This window comes from Mycobacterium sp. 23 (assembly GCF_048287075.1).
In the GTDB taxonomy this organism is placed as follows: domain Bacteria; phylum Actinomycetota; class Actinomycetes; order Mycobacteriales; family Mycobacteriaceae; genus Mycobacterium; species Mycobacterium gordonae_B.
Genome location: NZ_JBLVUX010000005.1, coordinates 6932681 through 6957050 on the forward strand (window position 1 = coordinate 6932681; position 24370 = coordinate 6957050).

Here is a 24370-nt window from a genome sequence, read left to right on the forward strand (position 1 = left end):
AGGAATGGATCGCAAGTCCGACCGTAATTACGAGATAATTATCATAGGAGCTGGATTTTCCGGCATCGGGTCTGGCATTAGCTTGATGAAGGCGGGATTTACCGACTTCTTGATGGTTGATGACGCCGATGGCGTAGGTGGTACGTGGCACTGGAACACCTACCCGGGTATCGCTGTCGATATACCGTCGTTCAGTTATCAATTCTCATACGAAATGCGGCCCTCTTGGTCGCGCACGTACGCCCACGGCAATGAGCTCAAAGCCTATGCCGAGCGATGTGTTGAAAAGTATCGGCTCTGGGACCATATTCGTTTCAACACAACCATTACCGAGGCTTGTTTCGACGAGAACGCAACACGGTGGCATTTGACCAGTGCCAATGGTGAGGAGTTCACGGCACGCTTCGTGATAAATTGCTCCGGCGTTCTCAGTCGGCCAAAGTGGCCTGAAATCAAGGGGGTGCGAGATTTCGCCGGCGTTACGCTCCACACGGCTAGATGGGACAATGCCAAAGATCTCAGCGGGAAGAGGGTTGCAGTAATCGGTACCGGTGCATCGGCGGTGCAACTGATACCCGAAGTCGCAAAGAAAGCAGAGAGTCTGACGGTATTTCAGCGAACTCCAATTTATTGTCTGCCGAAGCCAGACTTCCCCATACCGACGTGGGGTGGAAGGCTTCTACATTTCCTGCCGGGGGCACAATTGGCGACCCGGACCGCCAGCCAGGCGTTCGTGGAAATCACTTTCCCAATCGCCGCTCACTTTCATACGGTGATACCGTTCGCCGATGTCATGGAGAGCGCCGCAAAGCGGTACATGCGGCGTGAGGTCCATGACCCGACGACGAGAGAACAACTCATTCCGCGCTACTCGTTGGGCTGTAAACGACCCAGCTTCCACAATTCCTATCTCGCAACGTACAACCGGTCCAACGTTTCGCTCGAGACGAGCGGCATAACCCATATCGACCATGCATCCGTCCATACTCGAGACGGCAAAGCTCATCCCATTGACGTCTTGATCCTGGCCACCGGCTTCAAAGTGATGGAGTCGGGCAACATGCCAACTTACGTATTGAAGGGACGCGGCGGGCTGGAGCAGGCTACATGGTGGGACGAGCATCGACTGCAGGCCTTCGAAGGGGTGAGCGTCCCGGGATTTCCGAATCATTTCAACATCTTCGGCCCGTACGGCTACAACGGTTCCTCGTACTTCACGCTCATCGAGGCGCAGAGTCGGCACATCGTCCGGTGTCTTCGTCGCGCGCGGGCGCTGGGTGCTAACTGCGTGGAGGTCAAGAAGGAGGCGAACGACCGTTATTTCGCCGAAGTGCTAAGGCGGCGTCACAGACAGGTTTTCTGGCAGCCGAGCTGTTCCAATGCCAACAGCTACTACTTCGACAGGCACGGTGACGTTCCACTCCGTCCATCAACGACTCTGGAGACCTATTGGCGGAGCCGCACCTTTCGCCTCTCGGACTACCGATTCGAGAATCGGCCCGAAGAGGTGTGTCCCCGGTGACCAGAATGGATGCCCCTGACTGGCAGCCCAGTCTTGCCAGTCATCTCGTCGCGATGTCCTCGCGAACCACGCTGCGGCCACTGGCGCAGCTGATGCCATCAAACGCCTACGGACTTGCGGTGATGGATCGCGTGCTTCGAACAGCGCTCGTAGCCTCACGGCCTCGGCGCGGCGTCACAGTGCGCAAGGTTGACACTGTATTCGCCGGAGGCCCGGTTCGTGGGGACTGGATCACCACGCCTGCCATTAATCCGCATGCCAACCCTTTGCTGTACATCCACGGCGGCGCCTATTCTATGTGCTCGCCGGAGACGCACCGCGGTCTTCTTGGTGAACTCGCCTCGGCGAGCGGGCGCCCCATCTTCGCAGTGAAGTATCGTCTTGCCCCGCGGTATCCCTATCCCGCAGCCGCGGACGATGCGCTGAATGCGTATCGCTGGCTTACCAGCGGAGGGTCCCCGGGTTCTTGTCAGCGCACCGTCGCGGTTGCCGGCGATTCAGCGGGCGGTCAGCTCACGATGGCCACGGCCTTGGGCGCACGTGCAGTTGGATTGCCGCTCCCTGATGCGATGCTGCTGATGTCTCCCGTCCTGGATCTCAGGTGCGAACTTGCCAGAGCGCGTGAAATTCGCCGCCGGGATCCTTTTGCCTCCGCTCAATCAGCGGCGCGCGCTCTTGACCTCTACGTAGGTGGCGCAGATCGCGGAGATCCGCGCCTCAGCGTGCTTGACGCGGACCTCACCTCGATGCCGCCGATCCTCATTCAGGTGGGCGGGAGAGAAATGTTGATCGATGACTCGCGCCGTCTCGCCGAGCGACTTCAATCAGCTGGATCCCACGTCGAGATCCAGGTATACCGGGGACAGATCCATGTATTCCAGGCTATGTTCCGGATTCTTCCCGAAGCCCGAGACGCGATTCATCGAGCGGGACGCTTCCTTGAAGCCTCGGAAGTCAGGTGAAAGTGTCCGAACAGGCAATGCTCCTACACCTACACCACCTCGACCGCCGCAGCGTGAAGTCAGTCGTCTCTGCCTCATGAGCAGCAACTTCGCGACGGCCTGTCGCGCATACGATCCGTCGATCGTGATCATCGGGGCCGGCTTCGCCGGGGTTGCGATGGCCCACCGGCTGAAGAAGGACGGGTTCACGAACTTCACGATCCTGGAAAAGGCTGCAGACATCGGGGGTGTTTGGCGTGACAACACCTATCCGGGAGCGGCCTGCGACGTGCCGTCAGCGTTGTACTCACTCTCGTACAAGCCCAATCCTCGTTGGTCACGGCGATATGCCGAGCAACCCGAGATACTCAAGTACCTCCAACAACTCGTGGAGAGTGGCGGACTGGCCGCGCATCTGCGTACCCAGACCGAAGTTGTCGCAATGACCTTCGATGACCAGCTAGGGCGTTGGACCCTGGTTACGAACTCGAACGAGACAATAACCTGCGATGTCGTCGTCTCGGCCGTGGGTCAGCTCTCCTTGCCCCACGTACCCGTTATTGCCGACGCAGACACCTTCCAGGGGCCGCGCTTTCATTCGGCGCGTTGGGACCGATCGGTTTCGCTTCGCGGCAAGCAAGTAGCCGTCATCGGCACAGGAGCTAGTGCCATCCAATTCGTGCCACACATCGCCCAGGAGGCGGAGCATGTCACGCTATATCAGCGCACGGCTCCGTGGATCTTGCCGAAGTGGGACAGCAGGTATGGAGTCCTTCACGACAGGGTGAGCGAGTTATTGCCGATGGCGCTGCGCCTCGAGCGTTTCGCGGTATGGCTAATTTTCGAGTTGCTCGCTGTGACGCTAGTCGACGCGAAGCCCCTCTCACGCGTCCTCGGTGCGATCGCGCGCCGCCACCTACATCGGCAGGTTGCTAGCCCATCTTTGCGCGAGCAATTGATGCCTTCGGACGCGCCAGGGTGCAAGCGAGTGCTGTTCTCGAATGATTACTATCCAGCAATCGCGAGTGATCGCGTGTCGTTGGTGCCGAAGGCTATCGCAGAGCTCTGCGACAACGGTGTCAAGACCGTGGATGGAGAGTTTCGTCCTGCAGATGTCGTGATCTACGGAACCGGGTTTCGCGCCACCGATTTTCTCGCCCCGATGTCCGTGCGCGGCTCTCGCGGAGTCTCCTTGGCCGAGGTGTGGAAGACCCAGGCGTACGCATATCTGGGCATCACTGTCCCCATGTTCCCGAACCTGTTCCTGCTTTATGGTCCCAACACGAATGTGGGCTCGGGGTCGATCCTCTACATGATCGAGTCACAAGTCCGTCACATCGCAACGCTCATCAAAGCCGTGGCTGCTCATCCGGGTCATGCGATCGATGTCAGGACGGAGAGCGCGCAACGCTACAACACGCGCTTGAGAAGGCGACTACGGAGGTCGGTGTGGGCGCTGTGTGCGAGCTGGTATCGAACCTCGAGCGGGGAAATCCCGACGAACTGGCCGGGGCCTACCTTGGTTTATCGACTCCTTACCCGGAAGCCGCACAGCGGCGATTACGTCTTGAGAAACGTCGGGCGTCTAAAGGTCGGAGACCCTGCAGAACCGAGCCTGGCCGACTAAGGGCACGAGACGCGCACTTAACCGCTAGGCCAATAATGTCTAGATATTGACATCAATGGCATCTTTGTAAAGACTGGTGGACGCCGTCAAAGCGGCCCAGCGTCCAGGAGGAACCATGACGAATCACCTTCTCGCACCTGCGCACCACGTGAAGGAGCGGTTGTCCTCTGTGATCATGGTCCCCGCGCCTCACGCCGTCGACGACAGATGGCGTCGATGGAGCCGGGACTGGCCGGTTCGTGAACTGGCACCGGCACCCGCGGGCAGTGGATTGAAAGCCGTCCGGGGGGATGCCGGACTGCCCTTCGTAGGTCACACGCTCGACTACATCCGATTCGGCTCGGATTTCAGTCGAGAGCGCTACGACCGTCTGGGTTCGGTGTCGTGGATGGGCGCGTTCGGCACCAAGATGGTGGTCATCGCCGGCCCTGACGCCACTCGAGAGGCGTTCACGAGCGAAGCGAAAGCATTCTCTCAGGATGGCTGGTCCTTCCTGATCGACGCCTTCTTCCATCGCGGTTTGATGCTCATGAGCTTCGACGAGCACTTGATGCACCGGCGCATCATGCAGGAGGCGTTTACGCGTCCGCGCCTGACCGGATACGTCGAACAGGTAACGCCATGCGTTCGCTCGGCAGTGCCTGCGTGGCCGGTGGGCCCGTCGGTTCGAATCTACCCACTGTTGAAGGAACTCACCCTCGACATCGCTACCGACGTCTTCATGGGCGGCCGCGGCAAGGACGAGAGCGATGCTGTCAACAAGGCGTTCGTCGCTACGGTCCGGGCGGCGAGTTCCCTTGTGCGTGCTCCGCTTCCGGGAACCAGATTCCGCGCTGGTGTGCAAGGGCGGCGCGTTTTGGAGGACTACTTCTTCCGGCATCTGCCGGCCGCGCGAGCCGGTGAAACGGAGGATCTGTTCGCTGCTCTCTGTCAAGCCACGACCGAAGACGGGGAGCGGTTTTCCGACGAGGATGTGGTGAATCACATGATCTTCTTGATGATGGCGGCCCACGACACCTCGACGATCACCACCACAGCGGTCACCTATTTCCTTGCCAAGTATCCGCAGTGGCAGGAGGCTGCGGCTGCGGAAGCCGCGGCCATCGGTGACGGGTTGCCGGACATCGAGGCCCTGGAGAAGATGACGGTCATCGACCTCGTGATCAAGGAAGCGCTCAGACTGCTTGCACCTGTTCCGCTGGTGATGCGCAAGACGGTTCGAGATGTCGCCATCGATGGATATCACATCCCCTCGAACACGTTATGCGCTATAACGCCTGCCGTGAATCACTTCGATCGAACGATCTGGAGTGATCCGGAGCGGTTCGATCCCTCACGTTTCGACGAGCCTCGGCGCGAAGACCAACACCACCGATTCGCCTGGGTTCCGTTCGGAGGTGGAGCGCACAAGTGCATCGGCATGCAATTCGGGACGCTCGAAGTCAAAGCAATCCTGCACAGGATGCTGCGTTCGTTCACTTGGAAGGTTCCGGAGAACTATCACGTCCGATGGGACAACACCTCGCTGCCCATTCCGGTGGACGGACTTCCGTTGGAGATGAAGCGCCGATGACCGTCGACCACAGCCCCTACCTCGAACCCACGGAGTTTCTTGACTGGCAACAAGATTCGGTACGTGACTTCGTGTCATCGGCGATCCGTGGTGCCTGCGGCGACACCGAGAAGGCCATCGCCATCTTCACCGCGGTCCGTGACTCCATTTGGTACGACCCCTACACGGTGACCGACAACCCGCACGCGTATCGCGCCAGCACCGTCGCGACCGCAGAACGGGCCTACTGCGTCCCGAAGGCCGTGCTCTTGACTGCAGCGTGCCGAGCGGCGGGAATCCCGGCGCGGCTGGGGTTCGCCGACGTCCGAAACCACCTCCAGACCAAGGCATTGCGCGAGCGGATGGGTGGTAGCGACGTTTTCGTCTACCACGGCTACAGTCTCATGTTCCTCAACGGTGCGTGGGTAAAGGCCACCCCGGCGTTCAATCGCGAGCTGTGCGCACGCTTCGGTGTCTCGCCGATCGAATTCGACGGCCGTAGCGACGCGCTACTCCATGGTTTCACCGCTGACGGCACCCAGCACATGGAGTATCTGCGCGACCGGGGAGCCTACGACGATCTACCCCTAGCAGACATCCTGCAAGCACTGAGAACGCATTACGGCACATTCATCGATCAGCCGAACAGCCGTCCCGACCTCTTCGCCTGAAAGGGCACTACACGATGCAAAGCACAATGCAAAATGTTCCGCTCACGGTGTCGGCGATCGTCCAGCATGCGGCAGCCATACACGGTGACAGCGAGGTCGTCACTCCGACCGGAAATGGATATCGGAGAACGCCTTACCGCATTGTGCTGGCGCGAGTGGCTCGCCTTGCCAATGCGCTGCGCAGTCTTGGCGTCACGGCAGACCAACGCGTGGCCACCTTCCAGTGGAGCAACCAGGAACATCTGGAGGCCTACTGTGCGATTCCCTCCATGGGCGCGGTCCTGCACACGCTCAACATTCGTTTGGCCCCAGAGCAACTGGCGTACATCGCCAATCACGCGAGCGATCAGATCGTCCTAGTCGACGCTTCGGTTGCCCCGTTGTTGGCGCGCGCGCTCCCAGCGATGGCGTCGGTGCACACCGTCATCGTCACCGGAGAGGGCGACCTTGCCCCGCTCCAGGGATGCGGGAAGACCGTTCTGCGTTACGAGGAAGTGCTTGCCGGCCAAGAAGAATCATTTGACTGGCCTGAGCTCGACGAGCTGTCCGCCGCGGCCATGTGTTATACGAGCGGTACCACCGGAGATCCCAAAGGCGTCGTCTACAGCCACCGTTCGACGTACCTTCACTCCCTGACCGCCTGCACAGCTAACGCTTTGTCAGTCAGCGAGGCCGACCGTGTGCTGGCCATCGTCCCAATGTTTCACGCCAATGCGTGGGGGCTTATTTACGCAGCGTTGATGTCCGGTGCGGATCTGGTACTGCCTGACCGGTATCTCCAAGCCGAACCGTTGGTGTCGATCATCGAAGACACCAGACCGACCTTGGCCGGTGCAGTGCCGACGATCTGGAACGATGTCGACCGATATCTGGATTCGCACCCTGAGCGGGACATTTCTTCGTTACGGCTGGTCGCGTGCGGGGGGTCTGCTGTTCCGCTTTCGTTGATGCGGGCATTCGAAGAGAAGTACGACGTGCCCATTGTGCAGGCCTGGGGTATGACCGAAACCTCTCCGTTGGCGACCGTTGCACGTCCGGCTCACAGAGCCGACGCGACGCGGCGCTGGGAGCTGCGCGCATCCCAGGGCCGACCGATCTGCGGTGTCGAAATCCGGTTGCGGGACGACGACGGGAAAGACGTGCCGTGGGACGGGCAATCAGTTGGGGAGATCCAGGCGCGCGGTCCCTGGATCACCGGGTCCTATTTCGGAAACAACGATACGGAGAAGTTCGACGAAGGATGGCTGCGTACCGGTGATGTGGGCAAGATCGACGCCGAGGGCTATCTGACACTGACCGACCGCTCGAAAGACGTCATCAAGTCAGGTGGCGAATGGATCTCCTCGGTGGAGCTGGAAAACACGCTGATCGGCCACCCTGCCGTGTACGAAGCGGCGGTAGTCGGCGTCGCGGACGATAAATGGCAGGAAAGGCCGTTGGCGCTTGTCGTCGTCCACCCCGGAACCGACGTTGACATTGACCAACTCCGATCGTTCCTTGCGGACAAAGTCGCCAAATGGTGGATTCCCGAGCGATGGAGCTTCGTGTCCGATATTCCGAGGACGAGCGTCGGAAAGTACGACAAAAAGGTCATCCGTGCGCGCCACTCTGCCGGCGAATACCTCATCGAAATCGAAACGTCATAACGTCAAATCCCTGGAATTCCAACAGTCGGAAGGTAATCATGTCCTCACCAATCTCTCCCTGGATGAATGCCGAATTACTCGAGCTTCGTGACCTCGCTGCGAAGTTCTTCTCGGCCGAATTGGCGCCGCATGCGAACCGCTTTGCAGACCAGCACCACGTCGACCGAGAACTGTGGAACCGAGCAGGCGAGCTGGGCCTGCTCTGCATGTCTATACCTGAGGAATACGGCGGAGGCGGTGGCACTTTCGCGCACGAAGCGGTCGTGCTTGAAGAGCAGGCCCGCATAGGTGACAGCTCATGGGGCGCGGGACTGCACAGCGGAATCGTCGCCCACTACATCCTGCAGTACGCGACTGAAGAGCTGCGCGCGCAGTGGCTTCCCAAGATGGCGTCCGGTGAAATGATCGGGGCGATCGCCATGACAGAACCGGGGACCGGGTCCGATCTGCAGAGCGTCAAGACAAAAGCCCTCCTGGACGGTGACGAGTACGTGATCACCGGCTCCAAGACTTTCATCACCAACGGCCAACAGGCCGACCTCATCATCGTTGTTGCCAAGACAGATCCGAGCCAGGGCGCTGCGGGCATCTCTTTGATCGTTGTCGAGGCTGACCGGGCGGGATTCCGGCGCGGCAAGGTTCTCGACAAAATCGGCCAGCGCGGCCAGGACACCTCCGAGTTGTTCTTCGATGAAGTGAGAGTTCCGCGCTCGCATCTACTGGGCCAGTCTGAGGGACAGGGCTTCATTCAGCTGATGACGCAGCTGCCACAAGAGCGACTCATCGTCGCGGTGGGGGCTGTCGCAGCGATGGAACTTGCCCTGGAGCAGACGCTCAAGTACACGCGTGAGCGGGAGGCGTTCGGTCGGCCTGTCTTTGGCTTTCAGAACACCAAGTTCACGCTGGCTGAAGCCGCGACAGAAACGCGCATCGCACGAGTGTTCCTCGACTACTGCATCGACCTGCACCTTGCGGGTCAACTCGACGTGCAGACCGTCGCCATGGCGAAGTGGTGGACCACTGAGCGAGCGATGAAGGTACTCGATGACTGTATGCAGCTTCACGGCGGATATGGCTACATGACCGAGTACCCCATCTCGAGGTTGTGGGTGGATCAGCGCGTGCAAAAAATCTATGCCGGCACGAACGAGGTGATGAAGGAAATCATCTCGCGTTCCCTATGACTCAGAGGAGTTGCCGCCCGCACGTTAGTCATCTAGAGGAGGAGGACTGATGGCATCGATGGTGGTGCCGTATCGCCACGACATGGGCGGCCACTGCGGATCGGGGGCTCTTCGGGATTTGACCGAATGGGCCGGGATCCGTTGGGGTGATGACACCCCGGACGAAGGCATCGTGTTTGCTCTCGGCGGGGCCCTCGACTTCTCGTATGTTCGCTCGGCCCACCTACGTCCACCGATCTACCTCGTTGGACGCAGCGCGGACCTCGAAGACGAATACTTGACCCGGTTGGGCGCGCGCTTCGAGTGTCGTTCGACAGACGACCCCGATCTCGGGTGGAAATGGGTGACCGAACAGATCGATGCCGGTACGCCGGTCATGGTGTGGACTGACATCGCCGAATTGCCCTATCTGAGAACGCGTCTGAGTATGAGCCGGCACGATGTCGTGATCGTAGGGTACGACGACGACGAGGAACTCGCCTTCGTGGTCGATAACGATCGCGATACACCTCAAGCCGTGCCTTACGAGAATCTACGGAAGGCGCGGGCATCGACGGGATTTCCCGTCCCCACGCGGCACACCACCTACGTAGTCGAGTGGCCCGGCGCGGCACCAGATCTCGGCAATGCTGCCCGGTCGGCCTTCCGTAGGTCCGCGGACGCGATGCAGGGTTCGTGTGTGAGCGCGCCGATCACCGAGGACTCCGATTGTGAAATTCAGGTGCGTGGGCTACCAGGGGTATCGACTTTTGTGGAGGATCTCAAGCGGTGGCCGAAGATCTTTGACGACGACACCCTCGACGGAGCCTTGTTTGCGCTGAGCGCCTTCATCGAAAAAGCCGGAACCGGAGGCGGTCTGTTCCGAGATCTGCAAGCACGTGGATGTCGGCGCGTCGCTGAAGAGTTGAGTTTCGAACCTGCGTTTAAAGCAGCGGAGGCTGCAAAGACCGCATCTGAGTTGTGGACCGCGGTTGCGCACGCCGCTTATGACCGCGGTGCAGATCCGCACCGAAGAGCGAGCGGCGCCGCGTCCGTGGCTGCGCAATTGCCGACAGCCGAACGTCGACTCGCGGAGGCGCTGAGGGAGGCAGGAGATCTACTCCTATGAGTTCTGATTGCTTCGGAGCAAGCCGAACTGGTTGCGACCCAGCAGATTTATTTGAGCGCTTTGAATTGTGTCATAGGAAGGGAGAATCACGATGGCTGTCTTCGCTGATGCGGAAGAGGTTTACCGCTACCTCGCCGGCATCTTTCGACGAGGTTTGGAGAACGAAGACCTTGCGAACAGACTTGCCGGGTCCGGGGTGGTGTTACGGATCCACTACACCGATCCGGATGCGGTAGTAACCGTGGATATGCCGGAGAAGGTCGTAGAGACCGGCGCGGACAGTGGCGTTACACCGAATGTCGAATTGTTCATGTCCGCGGATACCGGCAACAGGTTCTGGTTGGGGAAGGTGAACTTGACCATGGCGATGGCGAAAGGAACTGTACGAGCGAAAGGTCCTGTCACCAAACTGATCAAGCTCATACCGCAGGCAAAGAACCTCTTTCCGGAATACCGGGCAATCCTTGAGGCCGACAAGCGTCACGACCTGCTCAATGTGTGATGTCGGTGCGGTACCGCGCCCGGGCCCGGGTGAGCGGCGCGGGCCTCTGGGCGATGTGCCCGGAGATCATCCAGGACAGTTCGCGCGACCACCGTGCGCGGTCGGGATAACTACTCGAGAAGCGTAATTCGATAGAAGGGACTTCAACATGAAGACACGTGCGGCTGTTTTGTGGGGCTTGGAGCAGAAGTGGGAGGTCGAAGAAGTCGATTTGGATCCGCCAGGTCCCGGGGAGGTCCTCGTGCGGCTGGCGGCCACCGGCTTGTGCCATTCCGACGAACATCTGGTGACCGGCGACCTCCCGATCCCATTGCCGGTAGTGGGGGGTCATGAGGGTGCTGGCACAGTCGTGGAGTGCGGCGAAGGGGTTGAGGAACTGTCCGAAGGTGATTCTGTCATCTTGACCTTCCTTCCCTCGTGTGGGCGCTGCTCGTACTGCGCGCGCGGCATGGGCAATCTCTGTGAGTTGGGAGCGGCGCTCATGATGGGACCGCAGATCGACGGCACCTATCGCTTTCACGCACGAGGCGAGGACGTCGGGCAGATGTGTTTGCTCGGGACGTTTTCCGAGTACACAGTGGTGCCGCAGGCGTCCGTGGTCAAGATTGACGGCGGAATCCCCCTGGATCGGGCAGCCTTGATCGGTTGCGGCGTCACGACCGGTTACGGATCTGCGGTGCGGACTGGGGAGGTGCGCGCCGGGGACACCGTCGTGGTAGTGGGAGCGGGCGGAATCGGAATGAATGCGATTCAGGGCGCGCGAATCGCGGGAGCGCTGGCGATTGTGGCGGTCGATCCGGTGAAGTTCAAGCGAGAGCAAGCGAGCGGGTTCGGTGCGACGCACACCGCGGCCTCGATGGATGAAGCTTGGTCGCTGGTCAGCGATATGACGCTGGGCAAGCTGGCTGATGTCTGCATCCTCACCACCGATGTGGCTGAGGCCTCCTACACCGCGGAAGCGCTGGCCTTGGTCGGAAAGCGCGGGCGCGTCGTGGTCACGGCCATCGGGCACCCCGACGACTCATCGATCTCAGGATCACTGCTTGAAATGACGCTTTACGAGAAGCAGATTCGTGGCGCTTTGTATGGCTCATCCAATGCGCCGCACGATATTCCGCGACTGGTCGAGCTGTACTCCGCTGGGTTGTTGAAGCTCGATGAGTTGGTCACCCGCGAATACTCCCTCGACCAAATTAATGAGGGCTACCAGGATATGCGTTCAGGAAAAAATATCCGAGGGCTGGTCCGGTTCTGAAGAGCATCATGCCCACTGCTGGTCTCCATGTCCTTGCGTTGCTGCAGATCATGCGGCCGGGCCCCTTGGGTGGTTGGCGTCGGGTCCTTCTTTCCCGTCGTGAGGACGGCAAGCATCAGACACCTCATCGATCATCTATCACATTCTCTGGGAGGCTGAGATGACGGACGCTGGCACGACCACGGCAAGCAGGGATGGGGCTGCTCGTTTCGCTATCGCCCCGGAGGTGTGGACCACGCCGGAGCGACGAGCGCTGAGCCAAATGGCGCGGTCTTTCTCGGAACGTGAAATCGCGCCGAAGCTAGCGGAATGGGAGCACGTGGGTGAGATTCCGCGCGACCTGCATCTCAATGCTGCCGAGGTGGGGCTTCTCAGAATCGGGTTCCCGGAAGAAGTCGGCGGCAGCGGCGGCAATGCGATTGACTCTGCACTGGTCACTGAGGCCATCCTGGCCGCAGGCGGGTCCACTGGCGTCTGCGCCGCCTTGTTCACCCATGGCATTGCCCTTCCCCACATTGCCGCCAATGGCTCCGACGCCCTGATTCAACGATATGTCCGTCCTACGCTCGCAGGAAAGATGATCGGCTCGCTGGGCGTTACCGAGCCTGGGGCAGGCTCAGATGTCGCGAATCTGCGCACACGCGCGGTGCGCGAGGGGGACACCTACGTGGTCAACGGAGCAAAGACGTTCATCACCAGCGGAGTTCGAGCGGACTTCGTTACTACGGCGGTACGCACCGGCGGACCGGGTTACGGTGGAGTTTCATTGCTTGTGATCGACAAGAATTCGCCTGGATTCGAAGTGTCCCGCCGGTTAGACAAGATGGGGTGGCGATGTAGCGACACCGCCGAGTTGTCTTTCGTCGACGTTCGCGTACCGGCTGACAACCTGGTGGGGGCAGAGAACAGTGGGTTTTTGCAGATCATGCAGCAATTTCAGGCTGAACGGCTCGGCATCGCCGTCCAGGCGTACGCGACGGCGGGTCGGGCTCTCGACCTTGCCAAGAGTTGGGCGCGGGAACGTGAAACGTTCGGTAGACCCTTGACGGGGCGCCAGATCATTCGCCATAAGCTTGCGGAGATGGCTCGACAGGTCGACGTGGCGTGCACCTACACCCGTGCGGTCATGCAGAGGTGGCTAGCGGGGGAGGATGTCGTTGCCGAGGTGTCGATGGCCAAGAACACCGCTGTGTATGCGTGCGACTACGTGGTCAATGAGGCGGTTCAGATCTTCGGTGGGATGGGCTACATGCGTGAGTCTGAGATCGAGAGACACTATCGAGATTGCCGAATTCTCGGAATAGGCGGCGGCACCAACGAAATCATGAACGAGGTCATCGCCAAACGTATCGGACTCTAGCTACTTGATTGAATCGCCCTGACTTTCCCGGAGGCTCGGGTTATTGGATTCCGGCCAGGGGTTGGTCGGTCCCATGTGCATCGTGGAACGCGGCTTCGAACTCGGTGGGTGGGATGTCATTAAGGTAGCTGTGTAAGCGGCTGGTGTTGTGCCAGTACACCCAGCTCAGGGTCGCGAGTTCGACGTCCTCGACGGTCTTCCACGGCCTGGTGCGGACTGGCCCGTAGATCAGCTCCGCCTTGTAGTAGCCGTTCACCGTCTCCAGGGCATTATCGTAGCTGTCTCCGATCGTGCCGATCGAGCGGACCGCTCCGATCTCGGCGAGCCGTTCGCCATAGCGGATAGAGGTGAATTGCGATCCGGCATCGGAGTGACATGTCAAGCCCGGCAATGTGTTTCCGCGTGACCAACGAGCCATCTCCAACGCATCCAGCACCATGGTGGTACGCATGTGCGACGCTACCCGCCAGCCCACGATCATCGGGTCTGCTGCACCAATAGGTGACATCTGAGTTGGCTTGCCCAAAGCGGGCGGGCTGGAAGGATGTCAGTGTGCCTAGGCCCTACCCCCGTGAATTTCGCGACGACGTCGTCCGCGTTGCCCGTAACCGCGACGACGGGGTGACGATCGAGCAGATCGCCACCGATTTCGGCGTGCACCCGATGACGTTGACCAAGTGGATGCGCCAAGCCGACGTCGACGAGGGCGCCAAGCCAGGTAAGAGCACCAATGACTCCGCTGATCTGCGCGAGCTACGACGCCGAAATCGGTTGTTGGAACAAGAGAATGAAGTCTTACGGCGGGCAGCGGCGTACTTGTCGCAGGCCAATCTGCCGGGAAAAGGGTCTACCCGCTCGTAAGTGAGCTCGCCGCCGACGGGATTCCCGTCGCGGTGACGCGCCGGGTACTCAAGCTCGCCCGCCAGCCCTACTACCGCTGGCGGGCAAATCCCATCACCAATGCCGAACTCGTCGAGGCATACCGCGCCAACGCCCTGTTCGACGCGCACGGCGAGGACCCCGAGTTCGGCTACCGCTACCTCGTCGAGGAGGCCCGTGAGGCCGGCGAGCCGATGGCCGAGCGCACCGCCTGGCGCATCTGCTCACAGCAGCAGTTGTGGAGCGTGTTCGGCAAGAAGCGCGGCAAGAACGGCAAACCAGGACCGCCGGTGCACGACGATCTGGTCCAGCGCGACTTCACCGCTGAAACGCCAAACATGTTGTGGCTCAGCGACATAACTGAGCATTATACCGGCGAGGGCAAGCTCTACCTCTGCGCGATCAAGGATGCATTCTCCAACCGCATCGTGGGTTATTCGATCGACTCCCGAATGAAGTCACGCCTGGCGACCGCCGCGCTGCGCAACGCGGTCGGCCGCCGTGGGGTGGTCGCCGGCTGCGTGGTTCACACGGACAGAGGGTCGCAGTTTCGAAGTCGAAAGTTCGTCCAGGCCCTGCACCATCACGGCATGGTCGGCTCAATGGGACGTGTCGGCGCGGCCGGCGACAACGCGGCGATGGAGAGCTTCTTCAGCCTGCTGCAGAAGAACGTCCTCGACCGCCGCCGCTGGGCCACCCGAGAGGAGCTGCGGATCGCCATCGTCACTTGGATCGAACGCACCTACCACCGACGTCGCCGCCAAGGCGCCCTCGGCCGGTTGACCCCCGTCGAATACGAAGCCATCATGACCACGACGGCCAGTCAGGCCGCGTGACCGAAATTGTCACCTGATCGTGCAGCAGACCCACTTCCTGATAGAGCTTGGCACAGGCCTCTTTGGTAGGTGCACCGTCCTCGCGTGAGTCAGATGCATCGGGGTCGGGAGGCATATTAGACACGGCACGACCTTAGGACGGCGGTCTCACATGTCACGCCGACGCGCCGTTTGCTGTGGTGGGTCTGCTTCCGCAGCGCGGGGACAATATGGAGACCTTTCGGTCACATCGGTCACATCTGTCACAGGCAGCAAACACTCCGAAACGACAACAACCCTGCCTGAGCATTGCGTTTGCATGGTGCGCCGTCAGGGTTTCGAACCCCAGACCCGCTGATTAAGAGTCAGCGGCTGTCAGCGATGCCTGGGCTACCGGCGTCGCCGCGAAAACGTCAGAGTAGCTCTATCTGCTCAGGTTCCTCGACGCTAGGCCCGTTAAACTCCACCAGCGTATGACGGATCAATGGACGGTTTGTACGCCACTGGTTGGTCGAAGTCAAACAACCAGAACGCTATTTATCGACAATAGGTTGTTTGACAAGTAGTCACTGAGTAGAGTAACAGACGTGCTCTCTGCTTCGATTCCTGCCCGCTTGGTCGACGCAGGCGTGCGGATGGTGACTGGTGATGCACACAGCATCACATACCGAATCGATGGCCGCGCCGTAGTAGCGGACCTGGTTCTGGCAGAACGTGTGCCATCTCCGGCCGCAGTCCTTAGTCGTGTGCGCCGCCATCCAGGCCGCCGCGTATTCGTGGTGTGCGAGACCATCTCAGATGAGGCACGTTCAGCGCTCCTGGCTCAGGCTGACGTGGATCTCAGCGTCGGCAGCACCGGCGAACTGGTGCTCTCCGGGCGAACCTACCGAACGCCAACACCAGGACGGCCGCCCCGCGCCGCCAGCGAGCGCAGCTGGCGGCGGCGGGCGGCTGAACGGGTCTGTGTGCTTACGCGCGGTCACCTCCGCCAACGCGACATTGCCGCGGCCATCGGAGTTAGCCAGCAGGCGGTGTCCAAAATGACCGAGAAGGATCCGCTGCCGGACACGCCGATGACCGAGGCTGCGCGCCGGGAGCTCCTGGTGAAACTGGCATTGGTACCTGCGGACAGCGGACTTGTCGAAACGTACTGGTATGGAATGGATCCGGTAGTGGAGCAGGTGCGCAGTGCGACCCGACTCGGCGCCGAGCTCACCGTGCCGATCCTTGCTGGCGGCGAGGTCGCCGCCGACGTCCTGCGACCGTGGCAGGTACCAACCAGAGGTCTGGTCTATGCCAAAGAACTGGTCGACCTCTCCGAGTTCGGTTTGGTGGAGGCCACCGCCGAGGAAGCGACCTTGACTGTGCGGGTTCCCGCCGACCCGACCGTCTGGACGACCGCGGCCTGGTGGCGGCGGGTTCGTGATACGCAGCGTTCCGACATCATCACTGTGGATCCAGTGATTGCGCTTCAGGACCTCAGCGGCGGTGCCGATCTTGGCGACGGTGCACCGCAGCATCTCAGCGACTGGATCGTGCACCGGTGACCGGAACAGCATCGGTGCAAATCGCCTGCACTGCGGTGGCCGACGACAACGGAATGCGTGCACTGCGTGACGTGGCCGCAGTCACTGCCGACATCGAGTACCGCGTCATCGGCGGTCACATGGTGCGACTGCTGCGGCACGTCTACAACGTGTCGGGCATACCGCGACTGACCTCCGACGCAGACACCGGGATCGACGTCAACGTGGCGTCCACCGGGAACCTCCACGATCGACTCACCGCACTGGGGTACACCGCTGAGTGCGGCAACCGCTACGAGCGGGGTGAGCAAGCGGTCGACCTCTTAGTTCCCACCGCAGCCAAACCAGGCAAGCGGATCATCGGCGAACGAGCCTTCGACGGAGCGCCAGGGCTGCGGTTGGCGCTCGCCCTACCGCCGATCGAAGTCGCCGTCACAGCCCGACTCACCGACGGCGACACGGTTGAGTTCGAAATTCCGGTTCCCGACGTCGAGGCAGCATTCGTGTTGAAGATGCTGGCACGTACCGTTCGCGACTCCGAACGTGACCTCCAGGATATCGAGACACTACTGGAGATCGTCGCGTCACAACCCGATTACCACGCTTCGCCGTGGCGCCTGGGCGACCCCAAGATCACAAAGGCCGGCGAGCGCGGCGACGCTGCGCGTGTGGCAGCGCAGATGATCTCCAGTCCGCCGACGAGGGTGCCGGCCAGAGTGCGGGCGCTGCTCCGGCGCCATGTCGCCATCGTGTCGCGATGACGCACCAGCAGACAGTCGTTCGTTTCCGTGCGGCTACGCCGAGCGAAACGGTTTCGGTCTCGACGGAGCCGGCAAATGCTGAGCCGGAGCATTGACATGGCTGCTGGCTGCGCGGGTCCCCACGCCGGTGGCAATAACGGCTAGGTCGTTGTCGGCGGAGCGGCGTAGTCTAGTTACATGGATGTAGTTCCCGCGACGCCTGCCAACCTTGATAATGGTACGTCCTCGCCGGGACCTGGCGAATTCGCCGCGCAGGTCTATCCAGCAGCCGAGCGCGAGGCGGCTGGCCCGCGCCCCGAGCGCTTCCAGGTCCTCGCTCTCGATGGAGGGGGCGCCAAGGCGTTGTTCACTGCGCATGTGCTTGCACGTCTGGAGCAGGATCTGGGCGTTAGGATCACCGATTCCTTCGACCTCATTGCTGGCACGTCGGCGGGCGGCATCGTCGCACTGGGTCTCGGTGCGGGCCTCACGCCGAAGGAGATTGTCTCCCACTACGAAGAACTGGTCGAGAAAGTCTTTCCGGCGTCGAGGCGGCGAGGATGGCGCCGACCACGGCAGCTGAGATCGCCCATCTATGACGCAGAGGCGCTGCGGCAAGCGTTGACCGGCGTCCTCGGAGCCCGACTCCTTGGCGACAGCACGAAGCGACTCGTCATTCCCGCGTGGGATGTACAACGCGGGGCCGTGCACATCTTCAAGACTCCGCACCACACACGGCTGACCCGCGACTGGCGCATACCGATGGTGGACGTTGCACTGGCGACCTCGGCGGCGCCGCTGTACTTCCCCGCGGCGTACGTCGACGGACACAGGCTCATTGACGGCGGAGTATGGGCCAACAACCCGGCTGTCGTCGCGATCGCCGAGGCCGTCAGCATGCTCGGTGTTCCTCTCGACGCGATTACCGTCCTCAACGTCGGCACCATTGATCAGCTGACCGATCACCCCAAGCGCTTGGACCGCGGCGGACTCTTACACTGGGCAAGACCGATTGCCCCGCTGATCCTTAACGCCAGCAGCCGTGGCGGACAGGGCCTCGCCGAACACTTGATCGGCAAATCCAACTACACGCGCTTCGACGCTCTAGTGCCCGGCGGCCTCTACGCACTGGACTCGGCGGACCCAAAGGACGTGGCCGGCCTCGCTGCCTCAGTCAGCCGAGAACTCAGCCCTAGCTACACCGCGAAATTCGCTGACCACCAGGCGCCCGCATACACACCGGTGAACGGACGCCGACACCGCGACGATCCGGGCAGCATTTCACACACGGAGGCCCCCAATGCAACTCGCTGACCACTTCAACGTCTTGCTGAAAGACACGGTCAATCTCAGCCAGTTCAAACTGGACCTACTCAACCAGCGCGTCGAAGCCATCTACAAGGCACTCAAAGCCGACGTCGAAATCGGTGCGCTGATCACCGGCAAGACGCCGCAAGGCTCCTGGGCACACCGCACGATCATCAACCCCGTCGGTGACAACGAGTTCGACGCCGACTTCATGCTCGACATGAGCCAGAACCCGGACTGGGCCGACAACCCCAAGACCTACATCGATGAGGTCTACGCAGCCCTGCATCGGCACAGCACCTACGGCACCATGCCGCACTCACGTAAGTGCCGCTGCGCGCGGCTCGTCTACGCCAACTCCATGCACGTCGACATCGTCCCTCACCTCAACCTGGCCGACGGTCGAGAGGTCATCGTCAACCGCGACGACAACGAGTGGGAGCTGACGAACCCGCAGGGTTTCACCGATTGGATGAAGAAACAGGACTCTATCGCCAGCGGGAACTTACGCAAAGTGATCAGACTCATGAAATACCTTCGTGATCACAAGAATTCGTTCACCGGCACACGTTCAGTCCTGCTGACCACCATGCTGGGGGAGCAGGTAACAGACTTGCGCAAGCTCCTGGACCCGAGTTACTACAGCAACGTCCCCACAACTCTTCTTCATGTCGTGCAAGACCTCGACACCTGGTTGCAAGCGAACCCGATCAAGCCCTCCATCGCCGACCCGTCCGGTTCCGGCGTGACGTTCGACCACCGGTGGGGACCAGACCCCGAGAGCGCTCAGGCGACCTACAGCTACTTCCGTGACCGAATCCACGTGCATGCCGCCGACATCGAAGCGGCCTACGAGGAGAAAGACAAAGACCGCAGTGTCCAGCTGTGGCAGAACATCTTCGGCGACGGATTCAAGGCGCCGGCCACAACAACCGCTAGCGCGAAGTTTCCAGCAGCCACCTCTGCCGCGGACTCAACAGTGGGGCGCTCTGGTCGGGCAGGGTGACCAGACGCCACCAGCCCACGCTGACGGGCTGGCAGAAGCATCTCCTCGCCGAACTCAAAGCGCTAGCGCAACAACGTCCCAACGAAATCCAGGTCCGAGGAAGACCCACGCTCGACGCTAGCGGCGAGGCGTCGCTCCGCATCTCGCTACGCACGGCCGCCATCCCGCATCATCCGGGTGGCCTGCAACTTCAAGAGACCGAGGAGTTCATCCTTCAGCTTCGCCCCTCTTCGTACTCGCTACCGGCTATCGACGTTGATCACACTCGGTTTCTCGGCTACCCCCATGTGCTCGCGGGTCAACGACTATGCATCTATTTGGATCCTTCACGGGAATGGCAGCCGACGCTTGGTGTGGCCGGCCTACTCACCCGCCTTTGGGACTGGCTCGTCGACGCGGCCGCCGGAAACTTCGACGCCGCCACCGCCATGTACCACGCTGTTGGCGGAGTGCCGCATCAGGCACATGACACACCGACGATCGTTACCCGAGAACCCGGACCGGCGAAGCGCCACCAAACGGCTCACCTGATCGCCCGGTCAACGCACCGATACGACCTGACGTACTCGCCTGGAGCTGCCGGGCATCGCGTACCGGTAATTACCCTGGCCACCGCGCTGCCGTTCGGTGCCGCATCCACATTCGCGCTACTGCTTGCTCTCCTGGACGACCCCTACCTTGACCGCCTCGAAGGACGGGCTCCCCGGATCGCACCGCAATCGCCGGCGTTCCTCACCGCCCTCCTGGCGAGTGCGTTACGAAATCACCACGACGCCGAGCAATACTTCGTCCTCGCCGTGCCGCACCCCGCTGGAGGCCCACCCCACCTCTTGGGCGGACGGCTCCCCACCCCAACGGCGAATGCGCTCCGCGAGGTCGCGCAGCAACGGGGTGTGGGGGTTGTTCTCGACCCCGCGAAGATCAACACTGAAATCCCGATTGAGTGGTGCAGGATGTCCGACGAACGACCCGAAGTGACAACCCGCCGCGACGACGGCCGCCCCGTGAACGGATTTCAACGAAAGACTGTCCACATCTGGGGCTGCGGCGGGCTCGGATCATGGATCGCCGAATTCATCGCTCGCGCAGGAGCATCGGAGATCACCGTGTGCGACCCTGGCATCGTCACCGGCGGCTTGCTCGTCCGACAAAACTACGTCGAAGACGACATTGGCCGTTCCAAAGCCGAGGCACTCGCTGGACGGCTCCGCGCGATCCGTGATGACCTGACGGTCACCGTCGCAGAAGGGCACCTCCCAGAAGACCACACGTCATGCCTGGCAGCGGATCTCATCATCGACGCCACAGTGAACAACGGCATCACGAGCTGTCTCGATGCGTTGGCAACTGCGCCGACGCGAAAGGCATTGATCGCTCAGGTCGCCACAGACGCTCGCTCTGGCACGCTCGGCCTAGCCGTGCTGTGCGCCGCAAGCGCAACAGCGACAGTTTCCAGCATCGATCAAGACGCTGGCCGAACAATCCAGGGCGACAGCGGACTTGAGCTCTACCACACGCTGTGGCAAGAACCCAGCGATGACGAACTTATACCAACCAGGGGCTGCTCGGTCCCCACATTCCACGGCTCGGCAGCCGACCTCGTAGCGGTCGCAGCCACACTCGTCAACCTGATCGGAAGCCACCTCCAACAACCGGACTCCGCGGTTTCGGGCACACACCTCATCGCTCTGCCGCACGCGGCCAGCGGCCCCCGACACCACTTCCTCCCCGGTGTAACGCACCCCATGGATCACACAGCAGGGACAGAATGAGGGCAACGGAACGTCAACGCAATGCCCCATCAGAGGGCGTCATTGTCGAGCGTCTTCGCACCGAGGCAACCAACTGGATCAACGCCGTGGCGCTCCAATCAGGACGCATCGACCGACGCTTCAACAAGCGGCACGCCGACCACGTGGAACTCCAAACTCTTGAACGTGACCTGCACTTCTTCCTGTTAGCGGCGGTACGCCTGGCCGTGGCAGTCTGATTTGGCCCCAGGGGGACGGCTTGATTTGGCCCCGGTCGGGTGGTCGCGGGGTGTTGTTGTGACGGCCTGATTTGGCCCCACTTCGGTGACACGCCGTGTCGGTTATGACGGCTTGATTTGGCCCCACCTCAGCGTGGTCGGTGTCCGGATGGTCCGGATTACCGGTCGCGGAGGTCAGGCGTGCGAAGGGTGTCACGGGTGCAGCAGTTCGAGGCGATCCGGCGGGATCACCGGGTCGAGGGGCTTTCGATCCGGGGGTTGGCTGACAAGCACGGGGTGCATCGGCGCACGGTGCGCCAGGCGTTGGCCTCGGCGGTGCCGCCGGCGCGTAAGACCGCGGCGCGGGTGGCCCCTCGGTTGGAGCCGTTCAAGGCGGCGATCGACGCCATGTTGCTCAGCGATCTGGATGCCCCGAAGAAGCAACGCCATACTGCGCGGCGAGTGTTAGCCCGGCTGGTCGATGAGCATGGCGCACAGGGCTTGTCGTATTCGACGGTGCGTGATCATGTCCGCAAACGCCGCCCGCAGATCCTGGCCGATGCGGGTCGGCCCCTGGAGTTGGGGTATGTGCCCCAGACCTATGAGCCCGGCGCTCAGGCCGAGGTCGACTTCCACGACCTGTGGGTGATCCTGGCCGGAGTCAAGACCAAGACCACGTTGTTCACGATGCGGTTGTCCTACTCGGGGCGAGCAGCACACCGGGCCTCGATCACCGCCGGGCAGGAGGCGTTCCTGGAAGGCCACGAATACGCCTTCGCCCGGTTCGGCGGTGTACCGACCGACAAGATCCGCTACGACAACCTCAACAGCGCGGTCACGGCGGTCCTGTTCGGGCGATCCCGCCAGGAGAACGACCGCTGGATCGCGTTTCGCTCCCACTACGGGTTCGAGGCCTGGTACTGCCAGCCCGGCCACGAGGGCAGCCACGAGAAGGGCGGGGTTGAGGGCGAAGGCGGGCGTTTCCGCCGCAACCATTGCGTGCCGATGCCGGTGGTGGCCTCCATCGACGAACTCAACGCTGTGCTGGCCGCCGCTGATGAGGCCGATGACGCTCGCCGGGTCGGCAACCGGTCGACCAGCGTGGCCCAGGACTTCGCGGTGGAGAAAACCCTGCTGGGTCCGTTGCCCAGAGAGCCGTTCGATACCGCCCTGAGCCTGACCCCGCGGGTGGACCGCTACGCCCAGATCATGGTGCGCTGCAACCAGTACTCGGTGCCGGCCCGGTTCATCGGTCATCGGCTGCGGGTCAAGCTGTCGGCCTCCACGGTCACCGCCTATGACCGCAACCAGGTGGTGGCCCGCCACCAGCGGGCCATCGGTAAGGGCGCCAAAGTTCTTGACCTGGACCACTATCTGGAAATCCTGCTGCGCAAACCCGGCGCCCTGCCTGGAGCGACCGCGCTGGCCCAGGCCCGGGCGGCCAGGGTGTTCACTGCCACCCACGACCGGTTCTGGGCTGCGGCCCGCAGAGCCCACGGCGACGCCGCCGGGACCCGCGCCCTGGTCGAGGTGCTGCTGCTGCATCGCCGCTTGGACCACGCCGACGTACTGGTCGGGATCACCGCGGCCCTGGCCGTGGGTTCGGTCAACCCCGACGTCGTGGCCCTGGAAGCCCGCAAGGCCGCCGAGCACCGCGGCAGGACACCCAGCCCACACAACGATCAGGACACCGACGTGGTTGTCGATCTCATCCGGCGTCGCGCCGAGTTGCCCGCTGACACCCGGGCGCTGCCTTGCCTGGACAAATACGACGCCCTGCTCGGAAAGGAAAGCTCATGACCGCACGCCACGGCATGACCGAGTCGGCCGCGACCGCCGCCATCGACCAAGGCTGCCGCGTGCTGCGCCTGCCCACCATTCGTGAGCGCTTCGCCGAGATCGCCGCCACCGCCGAACGCGAACACCACACCTACCTGGGGTTCCTCGCTGAACTGGTCATCGCCGAATGCGACGACCGCGACCACCGCCGTGCCGAACGCCGCACCCGTGACGCCGGGTTTCCCCGCCCGAAACGGTTGGAGGACTTCTCTTTTGAAGCTAACCCCGCGATCAACCCGGCCCTCATCGGTCAACTCGCCAGCTGCCACTGGGTCAAGGCCGGCTACCCGCTCTGCCTGATCGGCGACTCCGGCACCGGCAAGAGCCACCTGCTCATCGGCCTCGGCACCCGCGCCGCCGAATCCGGCTACCGCGTCCGCTACACCCTGGCCAGCAAGCTGGTCAACGAACTCGTTGAAGCCGCCGACGACAAACACCTCACCAAACTCATCACCCGCTACGGCCGCGTCGACCTGCTGCTCATCGATGAACTGGGATACCTGCAGCTCGACCGACGCGGCGCCGAGTTGCTGTTCCAGGTACTCACCGAGCGAGAGGAACGCTCCGCGATCGCGATCGCCTCCAACGAGCCCTTCTCGGCCTGGACCAAGACCTTCACCGACCCCCGACTCTGCGCAGCCATCGTCGACCGTCTCACCTTCGCCGGCCAGATCATCGAAACCGGCAGCCACTCCTACCGACTGGCCCACGCCCGAACCACCCAGCCCCCCAAACCAGCCGGAGCCAAATCGAGCCGTCCTAGTGGGGCCAAGTCAAGTTGACATTGCCAGTACGCCTTCGCCGCTGTATCGAGCAGGTGTCTCGATACCAGTAAAGAAAGTTCTCACATCGCAGGTCAGCGACGGTCAGGCTATTGGTCCGGCCTGCCGCTCGCGGCGTCTCGATGCGGCGAGCAGCGA

20 protein-coding genes and 1 pseudogene are annotated in these 24370 nt (G+C 61.8%); 20 read left to right on the forward strand and 1 reads right to left on the reverse strand.

Annotated elements, in window-relative coordinates:
* Positions 1-4 precede the first annotated feature (4 nt).
* The 11 genes from ACNQS7_RS32750 to ACNQS7_RS32800 all read left to right on the forward strand — a co-directional run bounded on the left by ACNQS7_RS32750 (position 5) and on the right by ACNQS7_RS32800 (position 13368).
* Positions 5-1522 carry a flavin-containing monooxygenase gene (locus ACNQS7_RS32750; protein ID WP_011560579.1) on the forward strand — a complete coding sequence of 506 codons (1518 nt, stop codon included), beginning with the start codon at positions 5-7 and terminating at the stop codon, positions 1520-1522.
* The gene (locus tag ACNQS7_RS32755) at positions 1519-2484 is read left to right on the forward strand and encodes an alpha/beta hydrolase (RefSeq protein WP_012296509.1); all 966 of its coding nucleotides are present in this window, start codon (positions 1519-1521) and stop codon (positions 2482-2484) included. Before ACNQS7_RS32750 ends, ACNQS7_RS32755 begins: the two co-directional genes overlap by 4 nt.
* Before the next feature lie 76 nt (positions 2485-2560).
* Positions 2561-4090 carry a flavin-containing monooxygenase gene (locus ACNQS7_RS32760; RefSeq protein WP_011856019.1) on the forward strand — a complete coding sequence of 510 codons (1530 nt, stop codon included), beginning with the start codon at positions 2561-2563 and terminating at the stop codon, positions 4088-4090.
* Positions 4091-4205: 115 nt separating this feature from the next.
* Positions 4206-5663, forward strand: coding sequence for a cytochrome P450 (locus ACNQS7_RS32765; protein WP_011560575.1), 1458 nt, complete (start codon positions 4206-4208; stop codon positions 5661-5663).
* Complete coding sequence (locus ACNQS7_RS32770) at positions 5660-6313, forward strand: transglutaminase-like domain-containing protein (RefSeq protein WP_011560574.1); 654 nt, start codon at positions 5660-5662, stop codon at positions 6311-6313. The genes ACNQS7_RS32765 and ACNQS7_RS32770 overlap by 4 nt, the downstream gene beginning before the upstream one ends.
* Before the next feature lie 26 nt (positions 6314-6339).
* Positions 6340-7959, forward strand: coding sequence for a fatty acid--CoA ligase (locus tag ACNQS7_RS32775; protein WP_017205326.1), 1620 nt, complete (start codon positions 6340-6342; stop codon positions 7957-7959).
* A gap of 38 nt (positions 7960-7997) precedes the next feature.
* Positions 7998-9143, forward strand: a complete 1146-nt coding sequence (locus ACNQS7_RS32780) for an acyl-CoA dehydrogenase family protein (protein ID WP_005086582.1) — start codon at positions 7998-8000, stop codon at positions 9141-9143.
* A 49-nt stretch (positions 9144-9192) separates the two neighbouring features.
* Positions 9193-10251, forward strand: a complete 1059-nt coding sequence (locus ACNQS7_RS32785; protein WP_005086581.1) for a BtrH N-terminal domain-containing protein — start codon at positions 9193-9195, stop codon at positions 10249-10251.
* A 91-nt stretch (positions 10252-10342) separates the two neighbouring features.
* On the forward strand, positions 10343-10753 hold the full coding sequence (locus ACNQS7_RS32790) for an SCP2 sterol-binding domain-containing protein (protein WP_005110592.1): 411 nt from the start codon (positions 10343-10345) through the stop codon (positions 10751-10753).
* A 148-nt stretch (positions 10754-10901) separates the two neighbouring features.
* The gene (locus ACNQS7_RS32795; RefSeq protein ID WP_011560572.1) at positions 10902-12008 is read left to right on the forward strand and encodes an NDMA-dependent alcohol dehydrogenase; all 1107 of its coding nucleotides are present in this window, start codon (positions 10902-10904) and stop codon (positions 12006-12008) included.
* 160 nt (positions 12009-12168) lie between these two features.
* Positions 12169-13368 (forward strand): acyl-CoA dehydrogenase family protein, encoded by a 1200-nt coding sequence (locus tag ACNQS7_RS32800; protein WP_011856018.1) that lies wholly within the window; start codon positions 12169-12171, stop codon positions 13366-13368.
* Positions 13369-13408: 40 nt separating this feature from the next.
* On the opposite strand, the pseudogene ACNQS7_RS32805 reads toward ACNQS7_RS32800, so the two are convergent.
* Positions 13409-13852 (reverse strand): annotated as a pseudogene (locus ACNQS7_RS32805) (DDE-type integrase/transposase/recombinase); the annotation flags it as partial.
* A gap of 68 nt (positions 13853-13920) precedes the next feature.
* Here ACNQS7_RS32805 and ACNQS7_RS32810 point away from each other — a divergent pair.
* From ACNQS7_RS32810 to istB, 9 genes are all read left to right on the forward strand, one after another.
* A protein-coding gene (locus ACNQS7_RS32810) for an IS3 family transposase (protein WP_225323256.1) occupies positions 13921-15083 on the forward strand; the annotation gives its coding sequence in 2 pieces (ribosomal slippage) (positions 13921-14205 and positions 14208-15083; 1161 coding nt in all).
* A gap of 614 nt (positions 15084-15697) precedes the next feature.
* Positions 15698-16609, forward strand: coding sequence for a hypothetical protein (locus ACNQS7_RS32815; RefSeq protein ID WP_017205323.1), 912 nt, complete (start codon positions 15698-15700; stop codon positions 16607-16609).
* A complete protein-coding gene (locus ACNQS7_RS32820) occupies positions 16606-17349 on the forward strand; it encodes a nucleotidyl transferase AbiEii/AbiGii toxin family protein (RefSeq protein ID WP_011560566.1) in 744 nt (247 codons plus the stop codon). Before ACNQS7_RS32815 ends, ACNQS7_RS32820 begins: the two co-directional genes overlap by 4 nt.
* Positions 17350-17526: 177 nt before the next feature.
* A complete protein-coding gene (locus ACNQS7_RS32825) occupies positions 17527-18642 on the forward strand; it encodes a CBASS cGAMP-activated phospholipase (RefSeq protein WP_011560565.1) in 1116 nt (371 codons plus the stop codon).
* On the forward strand, positions 18629-19642 hold the full coding sequence (locus tag ACNQS7_RS32830) for an SMODS domain-containing nucleotidyltransferase (RefSeq protein ID WP_005110610.1): 1014 nt from the start codon (positions 18629-18631) through the stop codon (positions 19640-19642). Before ACNQS7_RS32825 ends, ACNQS7_RS32830 begins: the two co-directional genes overlap by 14 nt.
* Positions 19639-21414 (forward strand): ThiF family adenylyltransferase, encoded by a 1776-nt coding sequence (locus ACNQS7_RS32835; RefSeq protein WP_011768281.1) that lies wholly within the window; start codon positions 19639-19641, stop codon positions 21412-21414. The genes ACNQS7_RS32830 and ACNQS7_RS32835 overlap by 4 nt, the downstream gene beginning before the upstream one ends.
* Entirely contained in the window at positions 21411-21632 is a 222-nt protein-coding gene (locus ACNQS7_RS32840; protein WP_025239365.1) for a hypothetical protein, read from the forward strand. Before ACNQS7_RS32835 ends, ACNQS7_RS32840 begins: the two co-directional genes overlap by 4 nt.
* A 189-nt stretch (positions 21633-21821) precedes the next feature.
* The gene (istA, locus tag ACNQS7_RS32845) at positions 21822-23411 is read left to right on the forward strand and encodes an IS21 family transposase (protein WP_100522084.1); all 1590 of its coding nucleotides are present in this window, start codon (positions 21822-21824) and stop codon (positions 23409-23411) included.
* Positions 23408-24232, forward strand: a complete 825-nt coding sequence (gene istB / locus ACNQS7_RS32850; protein ID WP_025239092.1) for an IS21-like element helper ATPase IstB — start codon at positions 23408-23410, stop codon at positions 24230-24232. The genes istA and istB overlap by 4 nt, the downstream gene beginning before the upstream one ends.
* The last annotated feature ends 138 nt before the right edge of the window (positions 24233-24370 follow it).

Bases quoted from the DNA above. Each gene is read 5' to 3' on its own strand.
- ACNQS7_RS32750 (WP_011560579.1), top strand. From the start codon at position 5: ATGGATCGCAAGTCCGACCGTAATTACGAGATAATTATCATAGGAGCT.
- ACNQS7_RS32760 (WP_011856019.1), top strand. From the start codon at position 2,561: ATGAGCAGCAACTTCGCGACGGCCTGTCGCGCATACGATCCGTCGATC.
- ACNQS7_RS32765 (WP_011560575.1), top strand. From the start codon at position 4,206: ATGACGAATCACCTTCTCGCACCTGCGCACCACGTGAAGGAGCGGTTG.
- ACNQS7_RS32770 (WP_011560574.1), top strand. From the start codon at position 5,660: ATGACCGTCGACCACAGCCCCTACCTCGAACCCACGGAGTTTCTTGAC.
- ACNQS7_RS32775 (WP_017205326.1), top strand. From the start codon at position 6,340: ATGCAAAATGTTCCGCTCACGGTGTCGGCGATCGTCCAGCATGCGGCA.
- ACNQS7_RS32780 (WP_005086582.1), top strand. From the start codon at position 7,998: ATGTCCTCACCAATCTCTCCCTGGATGAATGCCGAATTACTCGAGCTT.
- ACNQS7_RS32785 (WP_005086581.1), top strand. From the start codon at position 9,193: ATGGCATCGATGGTGGTGCCGTATCGCCACGACATGGGCGGCCACTGC.
- ACNQS7_RS32790 (WP_005110592.1), top strand. From the start codon at position 10,343: ATGGCTGTCTTCGCTGATGCGGAAGAGGTTTACCGCTACCTCGCCGGC.
- ACNQS7_RS32795 (WP_011560572.1), top strand. From the start codon at position 10,902: ATGAAGACACGTGCGGCTGTTTTGTGGGGCTTGGAGCAGAAGTGGGAG.
- ACNQS7_RS32800 (WP_011856018.1), top strand. From the start codon at position 12,169: ATGACGGACGCTGGCACGACCACGGCAAGCAGGGATGGGGCTGCTCGT.
- ACNQS7_RS32815 (WP_017205323.1), top strand. From the start codon at position 15,698: ATGGTGACTGGTGATGCACACAGCATCACATACCGAATCGATGGCCGC.
- ACNQS7_RS32825 (WP_011560565.1), top strand. From the start codon at position 17,527: ATGGATGTAGTTCCCGCGACGCCTGCCAACCTTGATAATGGTACGTCC.
- ACNQS7_RS32830 (WP_005110610.1), top strand. From the start codon at position 18,629: ATGCAACTCGCTGACCACTTCAACGTCTTGCTGAAAGACACGGTCAAT.
- ACNQS7_RS32840 (WP_025239365.1), top strand. From the start codon at position 21,411: ATGAGGGCAACGGAACGTCAACGCAATGCCCCATCAGAGGGCGTCATT.
- istB (WP_025239092.1), top strand. From the start codon at position 23,408: ATGACCGCACGCCACGGCATGACCGAGTCGGCCGCGACCGCCGCCATC.